Source organism: Paenarthrobacter sp. Z7-10 (assembly GCF_026932795.1).
Classification (GTDB): Bacteria; Actinomycetota; Actinomycetes; order Actinomycetales; family Micrococcaceae; genus Arthrobacter_M.
The window spans coordinates 25,977-51,873 of the sequence record NZ_JADPVH010000028.1 but is presented as its reverse complement, the minus strand read 5'-3'; the positions used below and the strand labels follow the sequence as shown (position 1 = coordinate 51,873).

At 65.0% G+C, this 25,897-nt stretch carries 22 protein-coding genes and 1 pseudogene; 16 read left to right on the top strand and 7 right to left on the bottom strand.

Annotated elements, in window-relative coordinates:
- Nucleotides 1-196 (bottom strand): hypothetical protein (locus IV498_RS10230; protein ID WP_269046454.1); only part of this gene is annotated, 196 nt, incomplete at its 3' end.
- A 73-nt stretch (nucleotides 197-269) separates the two neighbouring features.
- Between IV498_RS10230 and IV498_RS10225 the strand changes: the two genes are divergently transcribed.
- The 14 genes and pseudogenes from IV498_RS10225 to IV498_RS10160 all read left to right on the top strand — a co-directional run bounded on the left by IV498_RS10225 (nucleotide 270) and on the right by IV498_RS10160 (nucleotide 15,658).
- The gene (locus tag IV498_RS10225; protein ID WP_269046453.1) at nucleotides 270-683 is read left to right on the top strand and encodes a hypothetical protein; all 414 of its coding nucleotides are present in this window, start codon (nucleotides 270-272) and stop codon (nucleotides 681-683) included.
- Between the two features lie 109 nt (nucleotides 684-792).
- The gene (locus IV498_RS10220) at nucleotides 793-2,271 is read left to right on the top strand and encodes a hypothetical protein (RefSeq protein ID WP_269046452.1); all 1,479 of its coding nucleotides are present in this window, start codon (nucleotides 793-795) and stop codon (nucleotides 2,269-2,271) included.
- The gene (locus tag IV498_RS10215) at nucleotides 2,264-3,280 is read left to right on the top strand and encodes an HAD-IIA family hydrolase (RefSeq protein WP_269046451.1); all 1,017 of its coding nucleotides are present in this window, start codon (nucleotides 2,264-2,266) and stop codon (nucleotides 3,278-3,280) included. Before IV498_RS10220 ends, IV498_RS10215 begins: the two co-directional genes overlap by 8 nt.
- Before the next feature lie 9 nt (nucleotides 3,281-3,289).
- Nucleotides 3,290-3,559 carry a hypothetical protein gene (locus tag IV498_RS10210; protein WP_269046450.1) on the top strand — a complete coding sequence of 90 codons (270 nt, stop codon included), beginning with the start codon at nucleotides 3,290-3,292 and terminating at the stop codon, nucleotides 3,557-3,559.
- The gene (locus IV498_RS10205; protein ID WP_269046449.1) at nucleotides 3,556-4,365 is read left to right on the top strand and encodes a TlyA family RNA methyltransferase; all 810 of its coding nucleotides are present in this window, start codon (nucleotides 3,556-3,558) and stop codon (nucleotides 4,363-4,365) included. Before IV498_RS10210 ends, IV498_RS10205 begins: the two co-directional genes overlap by 4 nt.
- A 19-nt stretch (nucleotides 4,366-4,384) precedes the next feature.
- A complete protein-coding gene (locus tag IV498_RS10200; protein WP_269046448.1) occupies nucleotides 4,385-5,395 on the top strand; it encodes an NAD kinase in 1,011 nt (336 codons plus the stop codon).
- A complete protein-coding gene (recN, locus tag IV498_RS10195) occupies nucleotides 5,392-7,122 on the top strand; it encodes a DNA repair protein RecN (protein ID WP_269046447.1) in 1,731 nt (576 codons plus the stop codon). Before IV498_RS10200 ends, recN begins: the two co-directional genes overlap by 4 nt.
- Before the next feature lie 85 nt (nucleotides 7,123-7,207).
- On the top strand, nucleotides 7,208-8,914 hold the full coding sequence (locus IV498_RS10190; RefSeq protein WP_330059424.1) for a CTP synthase: 1,707 nt from the start codon (nucleotides 7,208-7,210) through the stop codon (nucleotides 8,912-8,914).
- A 3-nt stretch (nucleotides 8,915-8,917) separates the two neighbouring features.
- Nucleotides 8,918-9,589, top strand: coding sequence for an NUDIX domain-containing protein (locus IV498_RS10185; protein WP_269046445.1), 672 nt, complete (start codon nucleotides 8,918-8,920; stop codon nucleotides 9,587-9,589).
- Nucleotides 9,562-10,545 (top strand): annotated as a pseudogene (gene xerD / locus IV498_RS10180) (site-specific tyrosine recombinase XerD). Before IV498_RS10185 ends, xerD begins: the two are co-directional and overlap by 28 nt.
- A 53-nt stretch (nucleotides 10,546-10,598) precedes the next feature.
- Nucleotides 10,599-12,110 (top strand): RNA polymerase sigma factor, encoded by a 1,512-nt coding sequence (locus IV498_RS10175; RefSeq protein WP_269046443.1) that lies wholly within the window; start codon nucleotides 10,599-10,601, stop codon nucleotides 12,108-12,110.
- Nucleotides 12,111-12,221: 111 nt separating this feature from the next.
- A complete protein-coding gene (locus tag IV498_RS10170) occupies nucleotides 12,222-14,087 on the top strand; it encodes an RNA polymerase sigma factor (RefSeq protein ID WP_269046442.1) in 1,866 nt (621 codons plus the stop codon).
- A gap of 44 nt (nucleotides 14,088-14,131) precedes the next feature.
- Complete coding sequence (locus tag IV498_RS10165; protein WP_269046441.1) at nucleotides 14,132-15,112, top strand: hypothetical protein; 981 nt, start codon at nucleotides 14,132-14,134, stop codon at nucleotides 15,110-15,112.
- 45 nt (nucleotides 15,113-15,157) lie between these two features.
- On the top strand, nucleotides 15,158-15,658 hold the full coding sequence (locus IV498_RS10160) for an 8-oxo-dGTP diphosphatase (protein ID WP_269046440.1): 501 nt from the start codon (nucleotides 15,158-15,160) through the stop codon (nucleotides 15,656-15,658).
- Between the two features lie 53 nt (nucleotides 15,659-15,711).
- Here IV498_RS10160 and IV498_RS10155 read toward each other — a convergent pair whose 3' ends face one another.
- Genes IV498_RS10155 through IV498_RS10140 form a run of 4 tightly spaced genes read right to left on the bottom strand, consistent with a single transcriptional unit; the run spans nucleotide 15,712 to nucleotide 20,016 of the window.
- Entirely contained in the window at nucleotides 15,712-16,863 is a 1,152-nt protein-coding gene (locus IV498_RS10155) for a bifunctional 2-methylcitrate synthase/citrate synthase (RefSeq protein WP_269046439.1), read from the bottom strand.
- 9 nt (nucleotides 16,864-16,872) lie between these two features.
- Nucleotides 16,873-17,778 carry a methylisocitrate lyase gene (prpB, locus tag IV498_RS10150; RefSeq protein ID WP_269046438.1) on the bottom strand — a complete coding sequence of 302 codons (906 nt, stop codon included), beginning with the start codon at nucleotides 17,776-17,778 and terminating at the stop codon, nucleotides 16,873-16,875.
- On the bottom strand, nucleotides 17,778-19,313 hold the full coding sequence (locus IV498_RS10145; protein WP_269046437.1) for an MmgE/PrpD family protein: 1,536 nt from the start codon (nucleotides 19,311-19,313) through the stop codon (nucleotides 17,778-17,780). The genes prpB and IV498_RS10145 overlap by 1 nt, the downstream gene beginning before the upstream one ends.
- Before the next feature lie 10 nt (nucleotides 19,314-19,323).
- Nucleotides 19,324-20,016, bottom strand: coding sequence for a GntR family transcriptional regulator (locus IV498_RS10140; RefSeq protein WP_269046436.1), 693 nt, complete (start codon nucleotides 20,014-20,016; stop codon nucleotides 19,324-19,326).
- 253 nt (nucleotides 20,017-20,269) lie between these two features.
- Between IV498_RS10140 and IV498_RS10135 the strand changes: the two genes are divergently transcribed.
- The gene (locus tag IV498_RS10135; RefSeq protein ID WP_269046435.1) at nucleotides 20,270-21,685 is read left to right on the top strand and encodes a hypothetical protein; all 1,416 of its coding nucleotides are present in this window, start codon (nucleotides 20,270-20,272) and stop codon (nucleotides 21,683-21,685) included.
- Here IV498_RS10135 and IV498_RS10130 read toward each other — a convergent pair.
- Nucleotides 21,682-22,419: a response regulator gene (locus IV498_RS10130; protein ID WP_269046434.1), complete on the bottom strand. Its 738-nt coding sequence runs from the start codon at nucleotides 22,417-22,419 to the stop codon at nucleotides 21,682-21,684. The two genes, IV498_RS10135 and IV498_RS10130, sit on opposite strands and share 4 nt — an antisense overlap.
- Nucleotides 22,413-24,170: a sensor histidine kinase gene (locus tag IV498_RS10125; protein ID WP_269046458.1), complete on the bottom strand. Its 1,758-nt coding sequence runs from the start codon at nucleotides 24,168-24,170 to the stop codon at nucleotides 22,413-22,415. The genes IV498_RS10130 and IV498_RS10125 overlap by 7 nt, the downstream gene beginning before the upstream one ends.
- Before the next feature lie 288 nt (nucleotides 24,171-24,458).
- Between IV498_RS10125 and IV498_RS10120 the strand changes: the two genes are divergently transcribed.
- The gene (locus IV498_RS10120; RefSeq protein WP_269046433.1) at nucleotides 24,459-25,856 is read left to right on the top strand and encodes a cation:dicarboxylate symporter family transporter; all 1,398 of its coding nucleotides are present in this window, start codon (nucleotides 24,459-24,461) and stop codon (nucleotides 25,854-25,856) included.
- Nucleotides 25,857-25,897: the final 41 nt, after the last annotated feature.

Here is a 25,897-nt window from a genome sequence, read left to right as displayed (position 1 = left end):
AGGAGCCCCGCACCATGTGCGGGGCTCCTGCCTCGTTAACCACCGGCCCCCGGCCCCCGGCACCGGCACCGGGCACGACGGGCCACACCGGCGGTCCCGGCACCGGCGGCCCCGGGGGTCCACCAGCCGCATGGCCGCTCACCGCACCAGATTCGGTGCGCCCTGGCCTAATGGCCGGCAGGTAGGCTGGTTGCATGTTTGAGCTCTTTTCGCACGCCGCACCTGCAACTGAAACCGGAGGTAGCTCACTCGCACCAGTTTCGGCAGTCGTGACCGTTAGCGCGGACCAGCGCGCGGCCTTCGACGGCTTCACGGACAACATTCATTTGTGGTGGCCTTTGGCTGACCACAGCAGTTTGGGTCCGGACGCGTACATCGGTTTTGAGGATGGACTGCTCATTGAAGAGTCTTATAGCGGTGACAAAGATCTCTGGGCTACCGTGCGGCATTGGTCACCACCGTCATCGCTGGAATTGAGCTGGCACGGTGGAAACCCGCTCAGCCCTACCCGGGTGCGGGTCAGTTTCAACGCCGTCACGAAGGCGGCCACGGAAGTTCGCCTGACACAAGACAGACGGCCGTCGGCGAACGAGGATGGGAAGGTCCCGGAAAACTGCGTGCCCTGGGACAGCATTCTTGCTCGGTACGCCCGATTCATGGGCGGCTCTGCCGACCTCGACTAGAATAATTAGTAGGGCCGAAGTGCCCGTACGTTTTTTTGCTTTCTACGTTAATAGTGACGAGCGGCTGCGACTGCGACAGTTAGTCAGCTCACATGGATAGGAGTCCGGCATGGCTGATCACAATGGAGATAACCGTGGGGATCGTCCGCGGAACGATCGTCCAGATGACCACAACCGCCACTCCGAACGAGGCGCGGGCGCCCAGCGCGACGGGAACAGGTCAGCCGGCGCTGAAAGAAGACCCTTCCGTGGCTCCGGTGCTGACAGGCCTTATGGTGATCGTCCGGCCCGGGAGGGTGAGCGTAAGCCCTTCTCCGGTGGTGAGCGTAAACCGTTTGGTGAGCGTGATCGTGCCCCGCGTGCTGACAGGCCTTATGGTGATCGTCCGGCCCGGGAGGGTGAGCGTAAGCCCTTCTCCGGTGCGGGTAACCGCGACGGTGCCCCCCGCTCCGGATGGGCTCCGCGCGAAGAGCGGCCTGCCCCGTCGCATAACGCGGCGGACCTTCGCAGTTCCAACCGTTCGGATCGCGAGAGGTCGCCGATCATCGACGACGACGTGACGGGCAGCGAACTGGACAAGGTGACCCGGGCTCAGCTGCGCACGCTTGAAGCCAAGAATGCAGAGTGGGTTTCCAAGCACCTCGTGATGGCAGGCCGGCTGATGGACGACGACGCGGAATTGGCGTTCCAGCACGCACTGGCAGCCAGCCGCCGTGGCGGTCGGCTGGCCGCCGTCCGCGAAGCGGTGGGACTGACGGCGTATGCGGCCGGGCACTACGGCGAGGCGTTGCGCGAGTTCCGAACTTACCGGCGGATCAGCGGATCCAACGAGCACCTGCCCGTGATGGCTGATTGTGAGCGGGGCTTGGGGCGCCCGGACCGGGCCCTGGATATGGTCCGCTCCGAGGATGCGCAGACACTGGACACGGCCGGAAAGGTGGAGCTCGCCATAGTCGCGTCTGGAGCCCGGGCGGATTTGGGCCAGCTGGACGCGGCCATCGCTGCACTGGAAATTCAGCAGCTGGATATGAATCGAGCCTTTTCCTTCAGCCCTCGGCTGTTCCGCGCCTATGCTGACGCGCTGCAGGCGGCGGGACGCGGCACCGAAGCGGCAACTTGGCTGCGTCAGGCGGCGGTGGCAGAGTCAGCACTCGGTGAGGGTGAGGACGCGGATCCATTCATCGTGGACCTCGCTGACGACGGCGAGGAGGAGCCGGAGCGCAAAAAGCGGGACACCACGGTCTATAACGACGACGGCGAAGCAGTGGTCCAGTCTGCGGCTGCGGTCCCAGCAGCCAGGCGCAGTACTGCGGCTTCCAGTGCAGCGGCGGTGGAGACCGAAGTCGACGACGCCGAGTCAGATTACTTCAGCTCCGACGATGCCGATTCCGACGAGTTCAGCATCGACGAGGAGAACCGGGCGGAGCTCGAAGCAGTTGCGCAGCACAAAGCTCACGATCGCGCCGGCGCGGAGGAGGAAAAGCCAGCATCGGATGGCGAGTCCGTAATGGACCAGGACCCGGTGGCAGATGATGATGCTGCGCATGGATCCGCTTCCAACTCCCGGGAGACCGGGCTGAATGAGTGAGCCGTCGCTGATCTCCACCTTCGACGCAGTTCTGGCTGATCTGGACGGAGTGGTCTACGCCGGAGCGGATGCCATTCCGGGGGCTGTAGATGCCCTGAAGAGGCTGTCCACCATTGATGTGGGCCTGGGCTACGTGACCAACAACGCCTCCCGGTCGCCTGCCCAGGTTGCCCAGCACCTGCGCGACCTTGGTGCGCCGGCCACGCCGGAGCAGGTGGTCAGCTCCGCGCAGGCCGGTGCCCAACTTCTGGCACAACGGTTCCCCGCCGGTTCGAAGGTGCTTATTACTGGCAGCCCAGCGTTGGCTGAGGAAGTCCAATTGGTCGGAATGGTGCCGGTGCACTCCGCCGAAGATGGCGTCGCCGTCGTCATTCAGGGTTTTGAACCGTCGCTGACGTGGAAGGATCTGGCCGAGGCCAGCTACGCTGTCGCAGCCGGCGCCGAGTGGGTGGCCACCAACACCGACATGACGATTCCACGGGAGCGGGGAATCGCCCCGGGCAATGGCACGTTTGTCGCTGCGGTCACCGCAGCGACCGGCAAGCAGCCGGTGGTGGCTGGAAAACCCGAAGCAGCCCTCTTCAAGCTTGCGGCGGAGCGGCTCAACTCGTCCCGTCCTCTGGTGGTGGGCGACAGGCTCGACACCGACATTCTCGGCGGCAACAACGCAGGGATGGCCACTGCGGTGGTGCTGACGGGTGTGGACACGCGGGAAAGCGTGCTCGCAGCCCGGGCACCGGAGCGTCCGGGCTATCTGCTGGGCACGCTGGCAGAGCTCTATGAACCCTATCCAGAGGTGACCATGCGCGACGGTGGCTTCAGCTGCGGCGGAGCCCATGCTGCCGTGATGGACAACGAACTGCGGGTCACGGGTTTGCGCAGCGACCTCAACGGCTGGCGTGCTGCCTGCGCCGCGTGGTGGGAAGCCGAGCCGGACGCTGCGGAGGCTGCGATGCCGGCCATTCACTTCGCCGGGGAAAGCAAGGCCGGCGATGGGACCGGCAACTAGACTTGGACCATGGTCGATCCGCAGCAGAATCCGCAGGCACCCGGTGCCGGGGCCGAAGTGTGGCCGCCGTCCCCGTCGGCGACCCAGGACCCGGCCGTAGACGCGATTCTGGGCAGCGCGCACGAACTGTCGGCCGTTCCCACCGCGGAACATCCGGCCCGGTATCTGGCACTGCACGACGCGCTTCGGGCGGAACTGGACGCTGACCCGCTGTCCGGGGCCGAAGCCGGAACCGGTCACCAGCCCGCCGCAGGTCCGCGGTCCGGTCGCAGCGAATGACCCGCTTGGATCGGGAACTGGTTCGTCGGGAGCTGGCACGCTCCCGTACTCATGCGGCGGCACTGATCAGCCATGGACTGGTCAGCTCGGCGGGGGTGCAGCTGGTCAAGGCAGCGCAGCAGATTCCCGACGATGCCGATCTTGTGGTCAGCGACGACGGCGAACCCGGTTACGCGTCCCGTGCCGGGCACAAGCTCGCTGGCGCGCTGGCGGCCTTTCCCGACGTTTCGGTGGCGGGTAAGCGCTGTCTGGACGCGGGCGCCTCCACCGGAGGATTCACCGACGTGCTGCTGCGCAACGGAGCCCGGGAGGTGGTTGCCGTCGATGTTGGGCATGGACAACTGGTCCCGGTGCTGCGCGGTGATCCGCGCGTGCAGGTCCACGAGGGGCTCAACATCCGTTACCTGGATGTGTCAGCCATTGGTGGACCCGTGGCGCTGACCGTCTGCGACCTGTCCTTCATCTCACTGTCCCTGGTGATGGGGCCATTGTCTGCGGCCACCGAAGCCGGCGGGGATCTGCTCCTGATGGTTAAGCCGCAGTTCGAAGTAGGGCGCGAGCGGCTCAGCCGAACCGGCGTGGTCGGATCGGAGCAGGAACGACGGCGGGCCGTCACTCAGGTGGCTCGGGCCGCCGCGGCGGCCGCCCTGAAACTGTCCGGCTTGGCCGTCAGCCCCTTGCCCGGGCAGGATGGGAACGTGGAATACTTCCTCTGGTGCGTCCGGACTTTGTCCCCGTCCGCACCTAAAATCGAGGAGCAGGAGGCCGGCGTGCAAAAGCTGGTCTCGGCCCTTTGGCCGTCATAGCGGCAGAAAGCAGAACCAGATGAGCAGGCGAGTGTTGATCCTGACCCACACCGGGCGTGAGGAGTCCATGACCGCTGCCCTCCAGGTCTGCACCCAACTGCACGCGTCCGGCCTGGTTCCGGTGATGACCCGTGATGAACTGGCGGACATGTGCCAGTTCTTGGGTGTGATCGACGTTCCGACCGAAATTTTGGACGTGGACGTTGTGCTGGCCGAGGTGGAATTGGTGGTGGTGCTTGGCGGTGACGGCACCATCCTGCGGGCGGCCGAGCAGGTGCGAGGTTCCGACGTGCCGCTGCTGGGAGTGAACTTGGGCCATGTGGGCTTCCTGGCCGAGAGCGAGCGGGCGGACCTGGCGCAGACGGTCGACTGGGTGGTCCGCCGCGACTACACCGTCGAGGAGCGGATGACCATAGACGTCTCGGTGTGGGTGCAGGGGCGGAAGGTGGAACACACTTGGGCACTCAATGAGGTCGCGGTGGAAAAGGGCAACCGGGAGCGGATGCTCGAGGTCGTCACCGAGGTGGATGGACGTCCACTGAGCTCCTTTGGCTGCGACGGTGTCGTGATGGCCACGCCCACCGGCTCCACCGCCTACGCCTTTTCCGCCGGCGGGCCCGTTGTCTGGCCTGATGTCGAGGCCTTGCTGATGGTCCCGATCAGTGCGCATGCGCTGTTCGCCAAACCGTTGGTGGTCTCGCCGACGTCCAAACTGGCGGTGGAGGTCCTGACCCGCACCGGTGCGCACGGGGTGATGTGGTGCGATGGCCGCCGGATGGTGGACCTGCCGCCGGGCTCCCGCATCGAAGTTACCCGCTCGGACCGGCCGGTCCGTCTTGCACGCACTCATCAGACACCATTCTCGGCCCGGCTGGTGCGCAAGTTTGAGCTTCCCATCCAGGGCTGGCGCGGTCCTGAAAGCCAGGGGGAAACCACCCGCACCGCACCCATTCCCATGCTGAGCAGCCCCAAACCCAAGGCGCCCGTCGTCGCGCCGGTTTCCGGCAGGGGCGCCGAGGAGGCGCCATGATTGAAGAAATCCGGATCCGGGACTTGGGCGTCATAGCGGAGGCAACGCTGACCCTCGGGCCTGGGCTGAGCGTTGTCAGCGGCGAAACTGGGGCCGGAAAGACCATGGTGGTCACCGCCGTCGGCTTGCTCCTCGGCGCCCGCTCCGATGCCGGTGCCGTTCGGACCGGGGCCAAAAGCGCCGCGGCTGAGGCGACTTTGCGTCTTCCACCCGGTCACCGGTCCCTGGAGCGTGCCGCTGACGCAGGCGCGGACGTTGAGGAGTACGACGGCGGAGCGGAACTGCTGCTGGCCCGCACCGTGGGTGCCGACGGGCGCAGCCGGGCGCATGTGGGCGGTCGGCAGGCTCCGGTGGGGGTACTTGCCGAACTGGGGGAGCAATTGGTGGTGGTGCATGGCCAGTCGGACCAGATCAGGCTCAAGAGCGCCGGCGCCCAGCGTGACGCCTTGGACAGGTTCGCCGCGGATTCCCAACCGGAGTTTCCCAGTGAGCTGGAGCAGTACCGACAGCTGTTCCGACGCTGGCAGGATGCCCGGCTCGAGCTGGAGGAACTTAAAAACACCGGCCGGGAAAGGGTCCGGGAGGCTCAATCCCTGCGTCTGGCCGTGGCCGAGATTGATGCGGTCGATCCTCAGCCCGGCGAGGATGACGCGCTCAAGGTCGTATCGATCAGGCTGTCCAACCTGGAACAGCTTCGGCTGGCGGCCCAGCAATCCCACGAGGCGCTCATCGCCGAGGATTTCGGCGGGACCAGTGATGCAACCACTTTGGTGGATACGGCGAAACGGCAGCTGGACAACGTCGCCGAGCATGACGAGGAGCTCAAGTCGGCCGCCGCGCAGCTGGCAGAGGTGGGCTACCTGCTGGCGGATATTGCCACCGGGCTGGCCAGTTACTCGGCCTCGCTGGATTCGGAGGGACCGGGCCGTTTAGCCGAGGTCGAGGACCGCAGGGGAGCCCTCGCGGTGCTGCTTCGAAAGTATGGCAACTCGGTTGACGAGGTGATCGGCTGGGCAGATACCGCGCGGCTGCGCCTGACGGAACTGCAGGATGACTCAGGCCGGATCGAGGCCCTCGAGCGTGAGGTCCAGGACGCGGCCGGCGAGCTGGCTAAACGTGCCGCCGGCCTCAGCGCCGCCCGGACGGCTGCCGCGGCCGAGCTGTCGAATCGGGTCAGTACCGAGCTCAAAGCCCTCGCCATGCCTGATGCCAATCTGGTCATCGACGTTGCGCCGGCGTCCCAGCCCGGGCTTCACGGAGCGGACGACGTCGCGTTCCTGCTCCAGCCACACGCCGGAGCGGCACCCCGGCCGCTGGGCAAGGGCGCCTCCGGCGGCGAACTCTCCCGGGTCATGCTGGCCATTGAGGTTGTCCTGGCTGCCGTGGATCCCGTACCCACCTTCGTCTTTGACGAGGTCGATGCCGGGGTGGGCGGCAAGGCCGCGGTGGAAATCGGCCGGCGGCTGGCGATGCTGGCCCGGCACGTGCAGGTGTTGGTGGTCACTCACCTGCCCCAGGTTGCTGCCTTCGCGGACCAGCACATCCGGGTGATCAAGACCTCCGGCGCCGGTTTCACCTCCAGCGACGTGACGCTGCTGGATGAGGACGGCCGGGTGCGCGAACTTGCGCGGATGCTGGCGGGCCAGGAGGACTCCGCCACGGCACAAGCCCATGCCCGGGAACTCCTTGAAGACGCGCGGACGACCCGCAGCCTCCGGGGTGCATAGCGACAGGCGCGCATACCCGGGCGCATCGGCGCCGCTCCCGGCGTGAGAGAATTGTGCCTTATCTGACAGAAGGCAAGCTGCAAAGGTGATAGGCTCGAACTCCGTGGTGCAACGATCAAATTCCCGGTTCAGTGGTCAGTCCAAGACGACCAAACACATCTTCGTCACCGGCGGCGTCGCGTCGTCTCTCGGGAAAGGGCTGTCGGCGTCCAGCCTTGGCCATCTGCTGCGCGCACGTGGCCTCGCGGTAACCATGCAGAAACTGGATCCGTACCTCAACGTTGATCCCGGCACCATGAATCCGTTCCAGCACGGCGAGGTCTTCGTCACCGATGACGGTGCCGAGACGGACCTGGACATCGGGCACTACGAGCGCTTCCTGGATGAGAATCTCGAAGGCTCGGCCAATGTGACGACGGGGCAGGTGTACTCCACGGTCATTGCCCGTGAGCGGCGCGGCGAATACCTCGGCGACACGGTCCAGGTCATTCCGCACATCACCGATGAAATCAAGCGCCGGATGCGGCTTCCGGTGGAGAACAAGAAGACGCCGGACGTCATCATCACCGAGATTGGTGGAACAGTGGGCGACATCGAGTCCCAGCCGTTCCTCGAATCGGCCCGCCAGGTCCGGCAGGACATCGGCCGGAACAACGTGTTCTTTCTGCACGTGTCCTTGGTGCCCTACATTGGACCGTCCCAGGAACTGAAAACCAAGCCCACGCAGCATTCGGTAGCCGCGCTGCGTTCCCTCGGCATCCAGCCGGACGCCATCATCCTGCGCTCGGACCGCGAGGTTCCGGACTCCATGCGGGAGAAGATCGGCCGCGCCTGCGACGTGGACATTGACGCCGTCGTCAACGCCGCCGATGCGCCCAGCATTTATGACATCCCCAAAACGCTGCACGCCCAAGGTCTGGATTCCTACATCGTCCGCGCCCTGGACCTGCCTTTCAAGGACGTCGACTGGACGAAGTGGGACCAGCTCCTGGAGGCGGTGCATAACCCCGCCCACAACGTGGAAGTGGCGCTGGTCGGGAAGTACATCGACCTGCCCGACGCCTACCTTTCCGTCACCGAGGCCCTGCGCGCCGGCGGTTTTGCCAATAACGCCCGGGTGCAGATCCGCTGGGTTCCCTCCGACGACTGTGCCACTGAGGCCGGAGCGGCTAAATCGCTCGACGGCGTCGACGCCATCTGCGTCCCCGGCGGCTTTGGCATCCGCGGGCTGGAGGGCAAATTGGGTGCGCTCAAGTTCGCCCGCGAGGCGCAGTTGCCCACCCTGGGGCTGTGCCTTGGACTTCAGTGCATGGTGATCGAGTACGCCCGCAACGTGGTGGGACTGGAGGGGGCCTCCTCCAGCGAATTCGAGCCCGGTTCGCCGTACCCGGTGATCGCCACGATGGAAGAGCAACTCGAAATCGTCCAGGGCAACGGCGACCTGGGCGGCACCATGCGGCTGGGTCTGTATGAAGCGAAGCTGGACGAAGGCTCAGTGGTGGCGGAGACCTATGGCACGACGACGGTGAGCGAACGTCACAGGCACCGTTACGAGGTAAACAACAAGTTCCGGGACCAGATCGCCGCCGAGGGCCTGGTGTTCTCCGGAACCTCCCCGGACGGCAAACTGGTGGAATATGTCGAGCTGCCCCGGGACGTGCATCCGTACTACGTCTCCACGCAGGCGCATCCTGAACTGAGTTCCCGGCCGACCCGTCCGCATCCGCTGTTCGCTGGACTGGTCACCGCCGCGCTGGCACGCCAGCGCTCCACTCGGCTCCTTGAGGTCTAGCCGATGACCAACGACTCCGGAATCGCCGCCGCGGTACATCCGGCCGAACGGCTCGCGGACCAAGAGAGCGAACGCCCGTTGGTCTCCTCCGAAATTCTGTACCGGGGCCGGATCTGGAACGTCCTCAGCGATACCTTCACGCTGCAGGACGGTGGCGGGGAGCTGACCCGGGACTATATCTCGCATCCCGGGGCAGTGGCCGTGCTGGTGCTGGACGACGACGGAAAAGTGCTGCTGCTGCGCCAGTACCGGCACCCGGTGAAAATGACGCTCTGGGAAATCCCTGCGGGGCTGCTCGACGTGGACGGTGAGGGCTTCGTGGCCGGTGCCCAACGGGAACTGGCCGAGGAAGCGGATTTGGTGGCCTCGGAATGGAAGGTCCTGGCGGACGTCTTCAATTCGCCCGGGTCCTCCTCTGAGGCGATCCGGATCTACCTGGCGCGCGGACTCAACGACGTCCCCCAAGACCAGCGGCATACCCGGACCGAGGAAGAAGCCGAAATCGAATTCCACTGGATGGAGCTGGACGACGCGGTGACGGCGGTGCTGAACGGTTCGCTGCATAACCCCTCCGCCGTCGTCGGGATTCTGGCGGCCGCCGCCGCCCGTGGCAACGGCTTCGCGTCCTTGCGCGGCGCCGACGCGCCATGGCCCGCACACCCCAGCCAGCGGTGACCACGGGTTCGGGAACCGGTACGTCCGCCCTGGCCCGTGCCGTGCTGGACTATCTGCAGCACGTGGGTGTGGAGCGCGGATTGGCCGTCAACACACTGGCGGCCTACCGGCGGGACCTCAACCGCTATCAGCGATTCCTGCTCCAGGCCGGGGTGACCTCGCCGGAAAATATCACCCGCCACCATGTCACGGGCTTCGCTAAGGCGCTGGCAGAAGGCTCGGATGGATCGGCCAGCCTTGCCGTGCGCTCGTCCGCGCGGACCGTCGTGGCTGTGCGGGGGCTGCACAAGTTCTGGGCCTTGGAGGGTGTCACCACCACCGATCCAGCCGCCGACGTCCATCCGCCGATGCCTGGCCGAAGATTGCCCAAGGCGATCAGCGTGGAAGAAGTTACCCGAATCCTTGAGGCAGCGGGTACCGACACCGCGACCGGACTGCGGGATCGGGCACTACTGGAATTCCTGTACTCCACCGGAGCCCGCATCAGCGAAGCCGTCGGCCTGGAAGTGGACGATGTCGCCGCCCAACCCGCAGGAGTGGGCCCTGCCGTCGTCCGGCTCTTCGGCAAGGGTTCCAAGGAGCGCCTGGTGCCGCTGGGGTCCTACGGCGCACGAGCCATCGAGGCCTATCTGGTTCGCGGCCGCCCGCTGCTGGTGGCCAAGGGGACCGGCACGCCGGCGTTGTTCCTCAATGCCCGCGGCGGCAGGATCAGCCGGCAGAGTGCTTGGACCATCCTCAAAGCCGCGGCTGAGCGTGCCAACATCAAGAAAGACGTTTCTCCGCACACCCTGCGGCACTCGTTTGCCACCCACCTGCTGGAGGGCGGCGCCGATGTGCGCGTGGTCCAGGAGCTGCTCGGCCACGCCTCCGTCACCACGACCCAGGTCTAGACCCTGGTCACGGCGGATACCCTCCGGGAGGTTTACGCCGCTGCGCATCCCAGGGCTCTGGGCTAGGCGCTCCGCGGGGAGGCTGTAAGCTCGGTGGCTGGAGCGCAAGGGGGATTGCAGTGACGAAGCAGATCAAGGATTTTGTGGCCGCGCAGGAGGCAAATTTCCCCAGAGTTCTGCAGTACTTCGGCCGTCGGGGGGCTAATTCCGAAGGCGCTTTGGGCAGCACCGAAGAGCTGTTTCGGCTGGCCTTTGAGTTCTGGCTGGACGGCGGCCGCGAATCGGCCCAGCTGGGCTGGCTGCTGCGCCGGGCCGGAAATCGCGCCAACGCAACAATTCGACCAACACTCCCGCTGCCGGCACAGGATTCAGCGCTGGCGCAGGCCTTGAGAAGGTTGCCGGAGACGGACAGGGAACTGCTCATCCTCATCCATTGGGATGGTCTCAGCGGTGCCGAACTGGCCCAGGTCCTGGCCAGCACCAACCGGCAGGCGGTTAAGGCCGCCGGCGGGGCCAGAACCCGGCTGGTGGAGCAGCTGGAGCAGCTCCCCCACAGAGAACTGGAGGAGAAGTCTGATCCGCCCGGGGCGGCGGGACAACCGGGAACGCCGGATTCGGATGCTCCCGGCGAGTATCTGCGGCATGGCAGTGGACCGTTGGCCCAGGAGCTGTTGGAGCTGGACCCTCTGGCCGGAGGAACGGAAGATATTTCTCTGGCGCGCTCCGTCTTGCAGAACGTTATTGCGCCGGGGTCGAAGACTCGCGCGATGTCCTCCCGGTCCCAGCGGACGTCAAAGGAGCGCCGCAACCAAAAGCCACTGATCGCCGTCGTCCTCGTTGCGTCCGCTGCGGCGATTACGTTAGGAGCCGGCGCGCTGCTGATCCTGCCGGATCCGTCTTCGGGGACTTCCACCGCCGTGGGCACGCCCGCCGATACCCAATACCTGCGCCAACTTGTGGCCAAGACCTCGTACGGTCCGTTCAAGCGGTGGAGCACGTTCACGGCGCTGAACAAGACCGTGTCCTTTGATCTGCCGCCCGGCTGGACGGTGGACGCCCTGAGCAGCGGCTCAACCTTCGGGGATTCCGGCAGGATCCGCGCCGCCGTCTCCAATTCCAGCAGCGTCCAGGTGGCCGTTTTGGATTCCGGCTACAGCGCTTTCGGGCCGCCGGTGGATTGCAAAAAGGGCGGATACGAACTCTCCACCCTCGACTCTGCGCCGGTGCCCGGTGTTCCCTCCAGCGAGCTGGGAAATCCGGCCGGGTTCGTCTACCGAATTGTGCAGGACAAGCACAGCGGTGCGGTCACCGCCTCGCTGGGAATCGTGACCAACAGCTTCCCTTCCGGAGCCGGATCCTGCATTCAGTTAAACTTGGCGGCCTTGCCCGCGGGAGGGGACCGGGCTTCCTATTTCTCGTTCGCCGACCAGCAGATCCTGCAACCTGTCCCCGCCGCGGCTGCGGCCCAGGGACTTGGTCCGTCGCTGCACACGTTCGACACCGTGGACCAGGCCGAGTGGTATATGCAAAGCGCTGAATACCAGGACTTTAAACGGATGCTGGTGTCGCTGAAGCTCGTTCCACAGTCCACCGGCTCCGCGGGGTTAGCCGCCGGAACCGGCCATCGCTGAGTTCATGCTTTCGGTGTATCCCCTGCGCGGTCCCAGGCGTTGGTGGGAACCAAACCGCAGCCGGGTGCGTGACAATGATGGAGAAAGGTTCGACGACGATCGGGGTTGAGCATGCGCGCGGAGCCAGTTGGCGAGATGGCAACTCCGGTGGACTTCGCAGGCCTGCACCAAGCCAGTTTTCATAAGGTCAACGGCTATTTCAGCCGGCGATTGGCTCCGGGCGCCCCGCCGGAGGACGCCACAAAGACCGTCTTCCGGGCGGCATTCGCCGACTGGTTCCAGGATGGAACTGCAGAAGTCAATGACCTGTTGCTTCTGCGCCACAGCCACCTGCTCTGGAAGGAGGAGCTGGAACCGGGTGCCCATCACGCCGATATCCTTCCTTTTCCCGGCGGCACGGACCAGGACCGCCGCTGGCGTGGTCTCAGTCCTGGTGATCGCGAACTGCTTGTGCTGGCCTACTGGGATGGGCTCAGCTGCCAGGAGATTGCAGAGGTAACAGGAAGTGCCTCCCGCCGGATAAACCGGCGGCTGCGCGCTGCCACCACCACACTGGCGGCAGCGCTGGGGCTGGACCCCGCCGCAATGTCCAGGTTGGACCCGCTGCACCGGGAGCACCGAGCGGAGGAGGCACTGTGCCTTCGAGTCCTGCGCCGGATCAGCGACGAAGGCTTGCTTATCAGCGACAGCGAAAGCGACAGCGACGGTGGCAGTGTCAGTGACGGCGACAGTGTCAGCGTCAGCGGCGGTGCCGGCGTTCAAGCCCGCTTCCGGAAGCCCAGCACACGCACCGGCAGGCCCGGTTCCCGGCGCCGCCGCAGTTCCCGGCCTGCGGTGGCCGGGTTGGTGCTTGTCGCCGCCGCCGCGACCGCGCTGGTGGCCGGCGTCAGCCTCAATTCCCCGCCACCGACCACGCCGCCGCAACCCACGGTGCGGTTGTCCGGCGGCAGCCCGCCGTCATTTACGGAACCGACAACCTCCAGGACCTACGGCCCGTTTGAGCACTGGTCCCGGTTTGAGGCACTAAACACATCGGTGTCCTTTGAGCTGGCGCCCACGTGGACGGTCAACTCGGTGTCGACCACGCGGGGAAACCGATCCACGTTGTATGCGCAGGTAATGGACCGGAATGGCGCCGTCAAGGGTGTTCTGAATCTTGGCAGCCGGGCTGACGTCCCGAGTACCTGTTCCCTGGATCCCAAGGAACAGGGGCGGTCGGTCAGTCTGGACTCGATCCCCGTCCCTGGACTGAACCCGGCGCGGCCCGGCAACGTTCCCACCTTCCGTTACCAGGTGCTGGACGGAACTCCAGTACGCTCCACACTCGGAATAAGCGACGGATCGTTTGCCCTACACTCTGCCGGCTGCACCGAGCCGGACATTGTCCAGCAGCAGGGCGCGGGAGGCCTGCTCTACGTTGCCTTCGGTGGGCAGGAGGAGCTGCCCTATCCGGGACGGGCCAGCAGTGGCGGGGGGTCGCCCGCCGGACTCTTTTTCCACAATATGGCGCAGGCTCGCGCTTATCAGGCCACCACGGACTACGCCAACACCAAACGCATGATGACCTCCCTGCGGATCAAATCCGTACCAACGCCAGTGCGCACCATCGTTATGAATCCTTCAACGGGTAAACCAGCCTGCGAGATTTCCAATGTGCGCGGGCCGAACAATGACACAACCTACGAGGACCATCCGGATTATTTTGTGGTGTTGGGGTGCGCCGATGAATGGATGGCCTTCCGGGCCACGTATCAATCCGCCCCAGCACGGCCCAAGCTGATTTATTTCGCGAAACAAGATGGCGTCGGCTACATGTACGACCCGGAGTTACCGTCCGCGCAGGTACTGGGCTGGGCTGAGCTGATGGACCGTACCGCGGCCGCCGGCCAGACTTCCGGCCAATGGATGGACCGCAACTTCGAAGCCGCCGGGATACCGGTGGCACTGCGCGAAAAGCTTGTGGGCAACGGTCCCTGACGGCGCTACCCTATAGGTAGGGTGTCGGCTCGGAAGCAGGAATCATGCTGGCAGAACTGGAGAATGATTTTTCCGTCAGGGAACTGGCGAACTTCCTGCCTGTGCTCGGTTTTTTCCGGCGGCGTTTGGCCACGGAATCGCAGTCGCGGCGGGCAGCCGAGACCATTTGCCGGCTCGCTCAGCAAATTGGCTGGCAGCCGGACTCCTATCGGTTAGTGCCGCAGCTCAAATGGGCCCGGTCGCTGCTGCTCAGCGGGGCTGCGGGACCGGAGCGGACAGCATTTGGTGGTTCTGCGGCCGCCGTGGCTTTTGCCTCGTTGCGGGGCAGCGACCGCGAGATATTGATGCTGGCACTTTGGGACGGGCTGCGCATCCCCGAAATATCCGGCCTTCTCGATCAGAACCGGTGGCGCGTCCAGTGGCGGCTTCGGCTGGCCCGGCGGGCCTACGCGGTGGCCCGTGCGGGTGGCAGCACAGCGGCGGACTCTGCGGTTGGTTGCGGCTTTCCGACAGTCTCTGAACTGCAGGCCATCGACCCGGCGCACGGTTGCGGCGCCGCTGCGGCGGCCGAGGACGTCCTGCTCGGACGCCGGATCTTGAAAAAAATTGCGGACAATGCCACTATCTTTACCGACGAGCACGCCTCTGGAGCGGGAGGAGGAGTCCCTCCCGCCAGCGCGCACCGGAGCGCATGGCCGGTGCTTGCCATGGCCGAAACTGCCGCCCTGCTGGTTTTGGGAGCCTCGGACCTGAAGAGCGTCTGGCCCCTGGATGGCCAGGAACAATTTTCCCGGGACGCCGAGGGTTTTTCCTCCGCGCCCCTGACCCTGCGGATGCCCACGCCCCTGACCCTGCGGATGCCCCCACCGGGGACCCTGCGCAGTGGAGCCATAGCCGCGCACGGTGGCGCACGCCCCATCAGCGATGGGATACCGACCAGCGGCTGTGCAGTCGAGAGCGTTTGCACGATGGAAACCGAGCTTTTGGGGAAGCCCGGTCAGCCAATGCGGCCATGGCACTTTTAGTTGCTGCGCGGGCTGCTGATCGGCCAGGGACCGTAGGCTGGGGGAATGAGAGCAGCCGCTGTGACACTGTGCTTCCTGGTCCGGGATTCCACTCAGGGTCCGGAGGTCCTGCTGGGCCTGAAGAAAGCGGGATTTGGCACCGGAAAGATCGTGGGCATTGGTGGCCACCTGGAGCTGGGGGAGAGCCCGGAGCAGGCGGTTTGCCGCGAGGTGGCCGAAGAAGTGGGCGTGCTGGTACTCCCGGCGGATCTAATTCCCGCGGGGACGGTGGAGTTCGTTTTTCCGGCGAAGACCGAATGGAACATGTTCGCCACGATCTTCCTAGCCCGGACCTTCAACGGGGAAGCCACCGAGAGCGACGAGATTGCGCCCGAATGGCACCCGGTGGCGGTCCTGCCGCACCAGCGGATGTGGGCCGATGCTCAGCACTGGCTCCCGGCCATGCTGACCGGGGAACGATTGGCCGTACGGGTGGTGCTCAATGATGACAACGAAACCGTGGCGGACTCCATTGCGGCGGTGTGGTCACCCGCTGCACTGACTTAGGAGCTGAATGCGGTCCGGCGGACAGGCCGGGCCGCATTCAGCTCCGGCGTCTGTTACGGCACGTCCCGCTCGGGAGCACCGTTATACACGCTCAGTGGCCGGATCAGCGAATTGGCTTCCAACTGCTCCATGATGTGCGCCGTCCAGCCGGTGATCCGGCTCGCCACAAAGAGCGGAGTGAACATCTGGGTGTCGAAACCCATCAGGTGATACAGCGGCCCGGTGGGATAGTCCAGGTTGGGCTTGATGTTCTTGGCTTCGCCCATTGCGGATTCCAGCGCGTCATACAAATGGCCCAGATCGGGTCGGTTGTAGTGTTCCACCATCTTGTCCAGCGACGCCTTCATGGTCGGAACGCGGGAGTCACCGTTCTTGTAAACCCGGTGGCCAAAGCCCATGATCTTCTTCTTCGCGGCGAGCGCTGCATCCAGCCAGGACTTGGCCGATTCGGCCGGATCCGCACCCTTGGCGTCCCTGGTGATCTGTTCGAAGGTGTGCATCACGGCCTCGTTGGCGCCGCCGTGCAGGGCACCCTTCAGGGCGCCGATCGCGCCTGTGACGGCCGAGTGCAGATCCGCCAGGGTCGAGGTGATCACCCGGGCGGTGAAGGTGGAGGCGTTGAAGGAGTGCTCGGCATAGAGGATCATCGAGACGTTGAATGCCTCCACCACCTCCGGTGCCGCCTCCTGGCCGAAGGTCATGTAAAGGAAATTCGCGCTGTAGCCCAGGTCATCGCGGGCCGGGACCTCCTCTTCGCCGCGGCGCCGGCGCTGGTCGTAAGCGACGACGGCGGGCATCGCGGCCAGCAGGTCAATGGACTTTTTCAGGTTGGCTTCGCGGGAGTTCTCCTCCGCCTGGGGGTGGGTGGCGCCGAGCACCGAGGCCGCCGTCCGGCAGACATCCATCGGGTGGGTGGTGATGGGCAGCAGGTCGATCGTTGCCTTGACGGCGCGCTCGAGCCCACGGCCGTCACGCTCGGCCTTTTCGAACCCGGCCAGCTGCTCCGTCGTCGGCAGTTCGCCGTGCCAGAGCAGATAGGCGACCTCCTCAAAGCTGCACTTGGCCGCCAGCTGCTGCACCGGATAGCCCCGGTACAGCAGTGAATTTGTCTCCGGATTCACCTTTGAAACCGCGGTGCTGTCAACGACAACGCCGTCGAGCCCCTTGTGGATTTCGGTTCCTGTGGCTTCGGATGTTGGTGTCATGACGCTCCTTCAGTGCTTGCCGGGGACCGGAAAATTGAAAACGGATGTATCAAAATGGTTGTACGCCTCATAATCCACCAATTCATATAAACGTGCACGGGTCAGCATCTGCGGGACCGCGGATTCCTGCGTTCCCTCCGCCCGGATGGCGTCCAGAGTCCGCTCGGCGGCTCCCATCGCGCTGCGCAGCAGTGTCACCGGATAGATGACCATATTCACTCCCACCGAGGACAGCTGTGCGGTGGTGAACAGTCCGCTCTGACCGAACTCCGTCATATTCGCCAGAATCGGGACTTCCACGGCGTCCCGAATGGCCTGGAACTCGGCCAGGCTCTTCATCGCTTCGGGAAAAATGGCGTCCGCTCCGGCGTCCACCAGGGCCCGTGCCCGGTCCTGGGCGGCCTGCAGCCCCTCCACGGCGCGGATGTCCGTGCGGGCCATAATCAGGAAGTTGGGATCCCGCCGGGCGTCCGCCGCGGCGCGGATGCGTTTGGTGGCCGTTTCCAGGTCGACGACGTTCTTGCCGTCCAGATGGCCGCACCGTTTCGGGTTGAACTGGTCCTCGATATGGCAGCCGGCCAGTCCGGCGTCCTCCAGTTCCTGGATGCTCCGGGCCACGTTCATCGGTTCGCCGAAGCCGGTGTCGGCATCAACGATGCAGGGCAGATCCGTCATCCGCGCAATCTGGCCAGCCCGGGTGGCCACCTCGGTCAGCGTGGTCAGCCCAATGTCAGGCAAACCCAGATCGTTGGCCAGCACAGCACCGGAAATATCGACCCCGTCAAAACCCTTCTCCTGGATCAGCCGGGCGGAGAGTGGATTGAACGCCCCCGGGAACTGCTGAAGTTCGGCCGAGGCCAGACCGGTGCGGAACGCTTCCCGTTTCTGCGCGGGTGTGGTGGCGGAGTACAGCATCAGAACAGTCCCTTCGGTGCGTCAGAAAGGTTGAGAACTCCGGCGGCAGCGGAAATATTCAGCCCGTCCAGTTCCCCCGGACCCAGTTCCGGCAGGCGCTGCACCAGGGCCAGGAATCGATTGATTTCGGCCTCCTCGACCAGCGGCTTCCCGCCCTCGCCCGTCGCCAGGGTTCGCAGCTTGTTGATGTATTGCGCGCGGGCAAACGGGTGGGCGCCGAGCGGATGGGCGTCCGCCACGGCGATCTCGTCGGTGATGATGCTCCCGTCCGTCAGCGTGATTTCCACACTGCCACCAAACGCCTTCTCCTGGGGATCCAGCGAATGATAGCGCCGGGTCCATTCCGGGTCCTCCTGCGTGCTCACCTTGTGCCACAGGTCAACGGTGTCCGGCCGCGCGGCGCGCTCCGGGGCGTAGGAGGCGACATGGTGCCAGGCGCCGTCCTGCAGAGCCACAGTGAAGATGTACGGGATGGAGTGGTCCAGCGTCTCGCGCGAGGCGGTGGGGTCGTACTTCTGCGGATCGTTGGCCCCGGAGCCGATCACGAAGTGCGTGTGGTGACTGGTGGAAATGACGATGCCCGCCACCTTGGCAGAGTCCGCCAGTTCGGGATGTTCGCGGTGCAGCTTACGGGCCAGGTCGATCCACGCCTGCGCCTGGTATTCGGCGGAGTGTTCCTTGGTGTAGGTATCCAGGATGGCGCGCTTCGCTTCACCCTCGGCCGGCAGCGGCACTTGGTAGGAAGCGTCGGGTCCGTCCAGCAGCCAGGCAATGACGCCGTCCTCGCCCTCATAAATCGGCGTTGGAGAGGTCTGGCCGCGCATTGCCCGATCCACCGCTTCCACCGCCATTTTCCCGGCAAAGGCCGGTGCATGGGCCTTCCAAGTGGAGATTTCGCCCTTGCGTGACTGCCGCGTCGCCGTCGTCGTATGCAGAGCCTGGCCAACGGCCTGGAAGATGGTGTCCGCATCCAAGCCCAGCAGGGTGCCGATCCCTGCGGCGGCAGACGGGCCCAGGTGGGCCACATGATCGATCTTGTGCTTGTGCAGTGAGATGGCTTTCACCAGGTCCACCTGGATCTCGTAGCCCGTGGCGATGCCGCGGATCAGGTCGGCGCCGGTGCTGCCAACGTGCTGGCCGACGGCCAGGATGGGTGGAATGTTATCTCCTGGGTGCGAATACTCGGCTGCCAGGAAGGTGTCGTGGTAGTCCAGTTCGCGGACCGCCACACCATTGGCCCAGGCTGCCCATTCGGGGGAAACCCGCTCTGAGATGCCGAAGATTCCGGCGCCTCGGCCGCCGGAACTGGGAGCATGTGCGAGGGCCTGGGCCCGCGCCGCGGTGATCGGTGCCCGGTTCAGTGAGGCGATGGCTACGGAGGCATTGTCGATGATGCGGTTGATCACCATCTCGGTGATCTCCGGCAGCACCGCCACCGGATCGGTCGCAACCCGGGCAATTTTGTAGGCCAGCTGATCGGTGCGGGCCAGGTTTTCCCCGCTCTTATGGACACGGACGTGGTGTTGGACAACCATGGGATTCCTTTCAGTGCGTGCAGAGTAGATGTTTCAGGCTTTTGGATAGATGGACGGTGGTGGCTGCGGCCGCGAGGGAGCGCTGTCCGGCTGCGATGGCCTCGGCGATGGTGGCATGTTCGCGGGCCGCTTCGATGAGGCGGGGAGGGTTATCGCGGGACAGGCGGCGGACCCGGACCAAGTGGACCCGAAGATTGCGCAGTGCCTGTGCCAGGTAGGCATTTCCGGCCGCTGCGTCAATGGCTGAATCCAGCCGGTCGACCAGCGCGTAGTACTCGCTCCGGCCCGGATCCTCCGGATCCCCGGAACCTTCCGGCCCGGCAGCCACGGCGGCACTACCGGGTGCCGCTGCGGGTCCTTCCAAGGCCGTGGCAGCCGCGGAAAATTCCTGTGCCAGCGTGGCGAAGACGTGCCGGTCTCCTCGTTCAGCGGCAAGTTCCGCGGCTCGGCACTCCAACGCGCCGCGGAGCTCAAAAAGCTCCGATACATGGTCCAGCGAAATATCCGTCACCACCATGGAACGTCCGGAGTGCGGTGCCGCCAATCCGTCGGCGGCCAGCCGTGCCAGCGCTTCCCGAAGGGGCGTGCGCGAAACGCCCAGCCGCAGCGCCTGGTCCACTTCCGCCAGGACGGAGCCGGGCGGCAGCCGCCATTGCACAATGTCGTTGCGCAGGGTCGCGTAAGCGCGGTCGCTGGCCCGCATGCTTTCTCCTTCCGGGCTCGATCAGCTGGAGACTTCCAGTGTATACAACTAAGACTCCTTCAGCAGAAACGGATGCGGGAGATCCGGGAATCGACTGTATCCATGTATACAGTCAGCTCGGCACCGACGCGCTCTCGATTCGGCCTGGTGCAGCCGCTCCTAACCGGGGGAACAGGAAAAACACAGCGTTGCCGCTGGCCCCCATTGCTATGCTGAAGTCAAAGGACCGGAACGGCCCGACTGAGGGGTGCCGATGCTCAGGGAAGTGGATTTCGACTTCACGGCCGCTCAAACGGACAATTTTCCCCGCGTGCTGGCATTCTTCCGCCGCCGGCTTATCGAGGCCGAGGCCGTGGCCGCGGCGCAGCGCGTTTATGAGCTCGCCTGGCAACGGCAGGCGACGGCGGACACCGCGGCCCTGCCCTGGCTCCTGTTTCAAGCCGAAGGAATATGGCGCGCCGTATCGGGCACCGCCTCACCGCTGGACCCGGACAACGACTCCGTGCTCTCGATGGCCTGGTCGGGGCTGGCGCAGCGACACCGGGAGCACCTCATCTTGAGCTGTTGGGACGCCTTGGCGCCGAATTGGACCGCAGCCGTCCTGGAGGAAAGCGAACGGACGGTGCGGCGGGACCGGCGGGGCGCGCTTGCTGCGCTCGCGGCCGCGGCGGAAGTGCTGGAGCCGGAACGGAAGGGCGCCCGGAGCTGGAGCACCGTCGTCGTGACCGAGGAGTTCGCGGCCCTGGATCCGGCGTGCGGCATCTTGCACGATGACCTGCTGGCCGCGGAAATCCTGGATCGAGTCCGGGGCAGCGATGCCGGCGGCGATAATCTGCACGCAGTGGCCCAAGTGCCGTTGCGGGAGCCGCGGAAACGGCGGCTTCCGGCCACGGCCGCCGCCGTGAGCGTGGCCGTGATCGTGGTGCTGATAGCCACGGGGCTTTTTCTGCTGAAACCGGCTGGTCCGGTTGGCGAGGGCGGTGCCGTAACGGCCTTTGGGCTACCCTCGGACACGGCGGGTCCCGGCACCGCAGCACACACGGTCGTCGGGCCCTTCAAGGGCTGGACCGTGTTCGGCTCCGCCGGTAAGGCCCTCTCTTTTGACCTGCCGCCCGGCTGGCTGATTGATACAGTCGGCAGCGCGCTGGGACCGGAACCGAACTTTTCCGCCCTGGTCTTCAATGGGCACGGCGCCATCGTGGCCGCACTGAGCTACGCGGTGGCTGGCTTTCCGATCGGACCTCCCTGTGTCGGCTCCAAAATGGTCTCGACCTTGGACCGCGCCCCCGTTCCCGGCGTTGGCGCAGGGGGGAACAGCGCGGTGCAGTTTGTCTACCGCGTGAGCGGGCTGGCCGCTGGGCCGGTGACCATCTCGTCCATTGCCATCAGCGGTGAAATCGATGTGCCCGATCCCTGCACACATCCCAATGTCGCGGTGCGGCCCGTTGGTGCCGTCCCGGTGACGGTTTCGTTCGCGGAGCAGAGCGAAAAATATCCGGACAGCGTCGGGTCCGGCCGGCACAACGGAGCCGTCCACGTTTTTGATTCCCTCGATGGGGCGCGCGTCTTCATGCACTCCGAGGAGTACCTGTTCCTGAAACGAATGATGACCTCGCTGAACGTCGTGCCTTCCACGGACGTGGCTTCATCAACCGCCCGACCGGGCTAACGAAGCCAGCGATATTCATTTTCCGGCCGCCCGGGGGTCCCGTAGCGGGCATCACGGCGAACCGACCCTTGCTCGGCCAAATACTCCAGATAACGCCGTGCCGTCACCCGGGACATGCCCAACTGCTCCATCACCTCGGCCGCGGAGACGGGTCCTTGGCGGGATTTGAGCAGCACGACGACGGCGGCCAGCGTTCCGTCCGAGAGCCCCTTGGGCAAGGGCACGTCCACGGGGCTGCGGAGACTGGCGAAAGCCTGATCGACACCGGTTTGTGAAGCGGACGCGGACTGTGTCTCCAATTGGCGCCGGAACGCCCGATAATTGGCCAGTTTCTCCGCGAAGGTGGCGTACGTAAAGGGTTTGATCAGGTATTGGACGATCCCCGCGGAAATGGCTCCGCGCACTATCGTCAGTTCCCGGACCGCCGTGATGGCAATAATGTCCACCGCGTTCCCGGCGGAACGAATGCGCCGGCTGACGTCCAGGCCATGGAGATCCGGGAGGTTCATGTCGAGCAGGATCAGATCAACAGGTGTCCCGGCAGCAGCCGCATCCTGCAGGCTGCGCAGCGCGCCTTGTCCATCGTGCGCCACGCCCGCAAGAGCGAAGCCTTCCAACCGCTGCACGTAGACCGCGTGGGCATCGGCGGAGATCGGTTCATCATCGACCACGAGCACCCGGATGGGGTGGTCGGCGGGCTGCGGTGAAGGACTCTTCGCAGCATCCCTCACCATCTTCGGCTCCCATCCAGAGTCTTCTTTTCGGCCGGGCCGCCGGCAGGGTCGCCGTTAGGGGTGCCGCTGCCGGTCGGGCTGGCGGCACGCTCCCGCGGAAGGGTGATGGTGAAAACCGCGCCCTGCCGCTGGCTGATCCGCAGTTCTCCGCCAAGCCTCTGAACGGACTGCCTGACCAAAGCCAGGCCGATTCCGCGCCCGTGGCGTTCGCCTTTCTTCGTGCTGTAACCGTGTGCGAGTACTTTCTGCGCCTCGTCAAGGTCAATACCGGAGCCGCTGTCGGAAACCTCCAGGACCAGCGAATCCGCCGTGCTGCGGATGGCTACCTCCACCCACCGCGGCTCCTGGCCTTCGGCTGCGGCGTCCATTGCGTTGTCAATCAGGTTTCCCAGGATGGTTACGGCGTCATGGGCGCTCAGCACCGCCGGTGAGGGAACCGCTTCCGTGTTGACCCGCAGCTCAATTCCGCGTTCGCTGGCCTGCGACATTTTGCCCATCAGCAGTGCGCCAACCACAGGCTCATCGACCGAGCTCACCACCTCGTCGGCCAATTGTTGGCTCAGCTGCAGATCCGCCGTTGCAAATTCCAGGGCCTGGGCGGTGCGGCCCAGCTCCAGCAGCGACACCAGTGTATGGATCCGGTTGGCATGTTCGTGTGTTTGGGCCCTAAGCGCGTCCGTCAGGGTTCTGGTCGAGCGCAGCTCGTCAGCCAGTTCCATCAGCGCGGTGTGATCCTGCAGCATAGTCACCGTGCCGATCCTGGGCCGGCGGGCCTTGCGGAACTTCCCCTCCGGCGGTGTGGACGCCTCGTCCGCCGGGCTGAAGGCGGCACGGGAGCCCGCGGGCATGGCTTCGGGGGAGCGCGCCGGTTCCTGGCTGACCACCAGCAGCCGCGTGTCGGTCAGGTGAATTTCATCCCGGGCGGTGCGGCCGCTGCGCAGCAGCGCATCCAGGCTGTCGGGTAGATTCAGCGCTTCCAGCCGGGGGGAAGACTGGTTTTCCACGGGTGCGGCTATTCCGAGCAGCTCGGCAGCCTGGTCGTTGTACATCACCAGCTCCCCATTGCGGTCCACCAGGACCAGCCCGTCGCGGACCGAGTGCAGCACAGATTCGTAATAGACAAACAGCTGGCCCAAGCGTTCCGGTCCCCACCCCAGAGTTACCCGGGCCAAATACCTGCCCAGCAGCCACGAAGCCAGCGAACCACCCAACAGCAGTGCGAGGGCCAGCTCGAGAATGGCCGGCAGCCTGCCATTGAGAGCCACTTGGAGATTTGTTACGGCCATGCCCACCGCAACGAGGGCCTGGACCTTGCCGGCGGCGTCCCGCACGGGAACTATCGCACGTACGGACGGACCCAGCGTGCCGGCGGTAATTTCGGTGTACGTCCGACCGGCAAGTGCCTGGTCGATGGAGCCGATGTATTTTTTGCCGATCTCCGATGGTGTTGGGTGCGTCCACCGGGTCCGGTCCGTCGCCATAATGGTGATGAAGTCCACCCGGGCACCGGCCATCACCGCTCGGGCGTAGGGCTGCAGCAGGGCACTCGGATCGGACGATCCGGCGGCCTGCAGGACCAGCGGACTGTCCGCAATGGTGGTTGCAATTGCGGCCATCCGTTCCTCCGCCTGGCCGTATAGCCTGTCGCGGGAGTCGAGCACGGCCGCCGTTCCCACGACCGCCGTCAAGGCCAGCAGGAACACCAACTGTCCAACGAAAAGCCGGCGGGCAATACTCCAGTTCTGGAAAATCATCTCCGGCTCCTTTCGTGAACAATCGGGATAAAAGAGGGACAGCGGGCGCCGGCTCTCCTGGCTGTGAACAATATGACCGCAAGGGTGAGCATAGTCACAGTTGGCGCCATGCTGGTTCAAGTGCCCAAGAGAGTTCCGCTCTTTCCAGCCTAGCCACTTGACCACCAAGCCGTACGTTCAATTCCCTCCGTACTCAATTCCTTCCGTTCACAATTCCACCCGTCTTCGATTCCTGCTCCATTCCCTTCGTTTCAATTCCATCCAACATTCAAGGAGTGCCCCCCCATGACCTCTCAGCGAAGAGAGTCAACCGCACCGGTCCGCCGTAAGCAGCTGGATAAGTCTCATTGGTTATACATCGCCGTCGTTGTGGCGGTAATTCTTGGCGTCATCGTCGGGTTGTCCTTCCCGGGCAAGGACGGCTTCGCCGCACAGTTGAAGCCGCTTGGCGACGGTTTCATCGGTCTAATCAAAATGATGATCGCGCCCATCATTTTCTGCACCATCGTGCTGGGCATCGGTTCCATCACCAAGGCTGCCACGGTGGGCAAGGTGGGCGGGATGGCGCTGGCGTACTTCATGGTGATGTCCACTTTTGCCCTGGCCATCGGACTGGTGGTGGGTAACATCATCCATCCCGGTGCGGGCCTGCACCTCAAGGACGCGGTCTACAAGGCCCCGGCGGAGAGTTCCTCGGCCACGGAGTTCGTGCTTGGCATCATTCCAACGTCCCTGGTTTCCTCGCTCACGGCCGGCAACATCCTGCAGACCCTGCTGGTGGCGCTGCTGACAGGCTTTGCGCTGCAGCGGATGGGCAAAACCGGCAAGGCGGTGTTGACCGGCATCAGCTACATCCAGGCGCTGGTGTTCCGCATCCTGATCATGGTCATGTGGCTGGCTCCGGTGGGAGCGTTTGGTGCGATCGCCGCCGTCGTCGGCCTGACCGGCTGGCAGGCCGTGCTGAGCCTGCTGTCCCTGATGGGAGCCTTCTACCTCACCTGCGTCATCTTCATCGTGGTGATTCTGGGCAGCCTGCTGAAGCTGGTCACCGGGGTTAATATCTTCAAACTGATGCGCTACCTGGGCCGCGAATATTTGCTGATCGTCTCCACCTCATCCTCCGAGGTGGCGCTGCCCCGCCTGATCGCCAAGATGGAACACCTCGGCGTGTCCAAGCCGGTGGTGGGCATAACCGTTCCCACCGGGTACTCGTTCAACCTGGACGGCACGGCCATTTACCTGACCATGGCAGCGCTCTTTGTGGCCTCCGCGCTCGGCAAGCCGTTGGATCTCGGATCGCAGATTGGCCTGCTGGTCTTCATGATCCTGGCCTCCAAGGGAGCTGCCGGGGTCAGCGGCGCGGGTCTGGCGACCCTTGCGGGCGGCCTTGCCTCCCACCGCCCGGACCTGGTGGGCGGCGTGTCCTTCATTGTCGGCATCGACCGGTTTATGTCCGAGGCACGGGCGCTGACCAACTTCACCGGCAACGCCGTTGCCACCGTCCTGATGGGGACCTGGGTCAAGGAAATTGACCGGGCCCGTGTTGACCGCGTGCTGGACCGGCTGGAACCGTTCGACGAGTCCACCATGCTGGCCCACGGCGAGACAACCGGGAGCCAGGATGAGTTGGAGGAACCCGTCGTAGCTGGGCCGTTGGCTCAGGGCGAGAAGGTCGGAGTCTAACCGGACCATCATCGCCGCGCTGAGGGCCCATGTTTGGGGAT

Bases quoted from the DNA above. Each gene is read 5' to 3' on its own strand.
- IV498_RS10210 (WP_269046450.1), top strand. From the start codon at position 3,290: ATGGTCGATCCGCAGCAGAATCCGCAGGCACCCGGTGCCGGGGCCGAA.
- IV498_RS10160 (WP_269046440.1), top strand. From the start codon at position 15,158: ATGAGAGCAGCCGCTGTGACACTGTGCTTCCTGGTCCGGGATTCCACT.
- IV498_RS10120 (WP_269046433.1), top strand. From the start codon at position 24,459: ATGACCTCTCAGCGAAGAGAGTCAACCGCACCGGTCCGCCGTAAGCAG.
- IV498_RS10145 (WP_269046437.1), bottom strand. From the start codon at position 19,313: ATGGTTGTCCAACACCACGTCCGTGTCCATAAGAGCGGGGAAAACCTG.
- prpB (WP_269046438.1), bottom strand. From the start codon at position 17,778: ATGCTGTACTCCGCCACCACACCCGCGCAGAAACGGGAAGCGTTCCGC.
- IV498_RS10170 (WP_269046442.1), top strand. From the start codon at position 12,222: ATGCGCGCGGAGCCAGTTGGCGAGATGGCAACTCCGGTGGACTTCGCA.
- IV498_RS10205 (WP_269046449.1), top strand. From the start codon at position 3,556: ATGACCCGCTTGGATCGGGAACTGGTTCGTCGGGAGCTGGCACGCTCC.
- IV498_RS10140 (WP_269046436.1), bottom strand. From the start codon at position 20,016: ATGCGGGCCAGCGACCGCGCTTACGCGACCCTGCGCAACGACATTGTG.
- IV498_RS10200 (WP_269046448.1), top strand. From the start codon at position 4,385: ATGAGCAGGCGAGTGTTGATCCTGACCCACACCGGGCGTGAGGAGTCC.
- IV498_RS10135 (WP_269046435.1), top strand. From the start codon at position 20,270: ATGCTCAGGGAAGTGGATTTCGACTTCACGGCCGCTCAAACGGACAAT.
- IV498_RS10155 (WP_269046439.1), bottom strand. From the start codon at position 16,863: ATGACACCAACATCCGAAGCCACAGGAACCGAAATCCACAAGGGGCTC.
- IV498_RS10215 (WP_269046451.1), top strand. From the start codon at position 2,264: ATGAGTGAGCCGTCGCTGATCTCCACCTTCGACGCAGTTCTGGCTGAT.
- IV498_RS10165 (WP_269046441.1), top strand. From the start codon at position 14,132: ATGCTGGCAGAACTGGAGAATGATTTTTCCGTCAGGGAACTGGCGAAC.
- IV498_RS10220 (WP_269046452.1), top strand. From the start codon at position 793: ATGGCTGATCACAATGGAGATAACCGTGGGGATCGTCCGCGGAACGAT.
- recN (WP_269046447.1), top strand. From the start codon at position 5,392: ATGATTGAAGAAATCCGGATCCGGGACTTGGGCGTCATAGCGGAGGCA.
- IV498_RS10130 (WP_269046434.1), bottom strand. From the start codon at position 22,419: ATGGTGAGGGATGCTGCGAAGAGTCCTTCACCGCAGCCCGCCGACCAC.
- IV498_RS10185 (WP_269046445.1), top strand. From the start codon at position 8,918: ATGACCAACGACTCCGGAATCGCCGCCGCGGTACATCCGGCCGAACGG.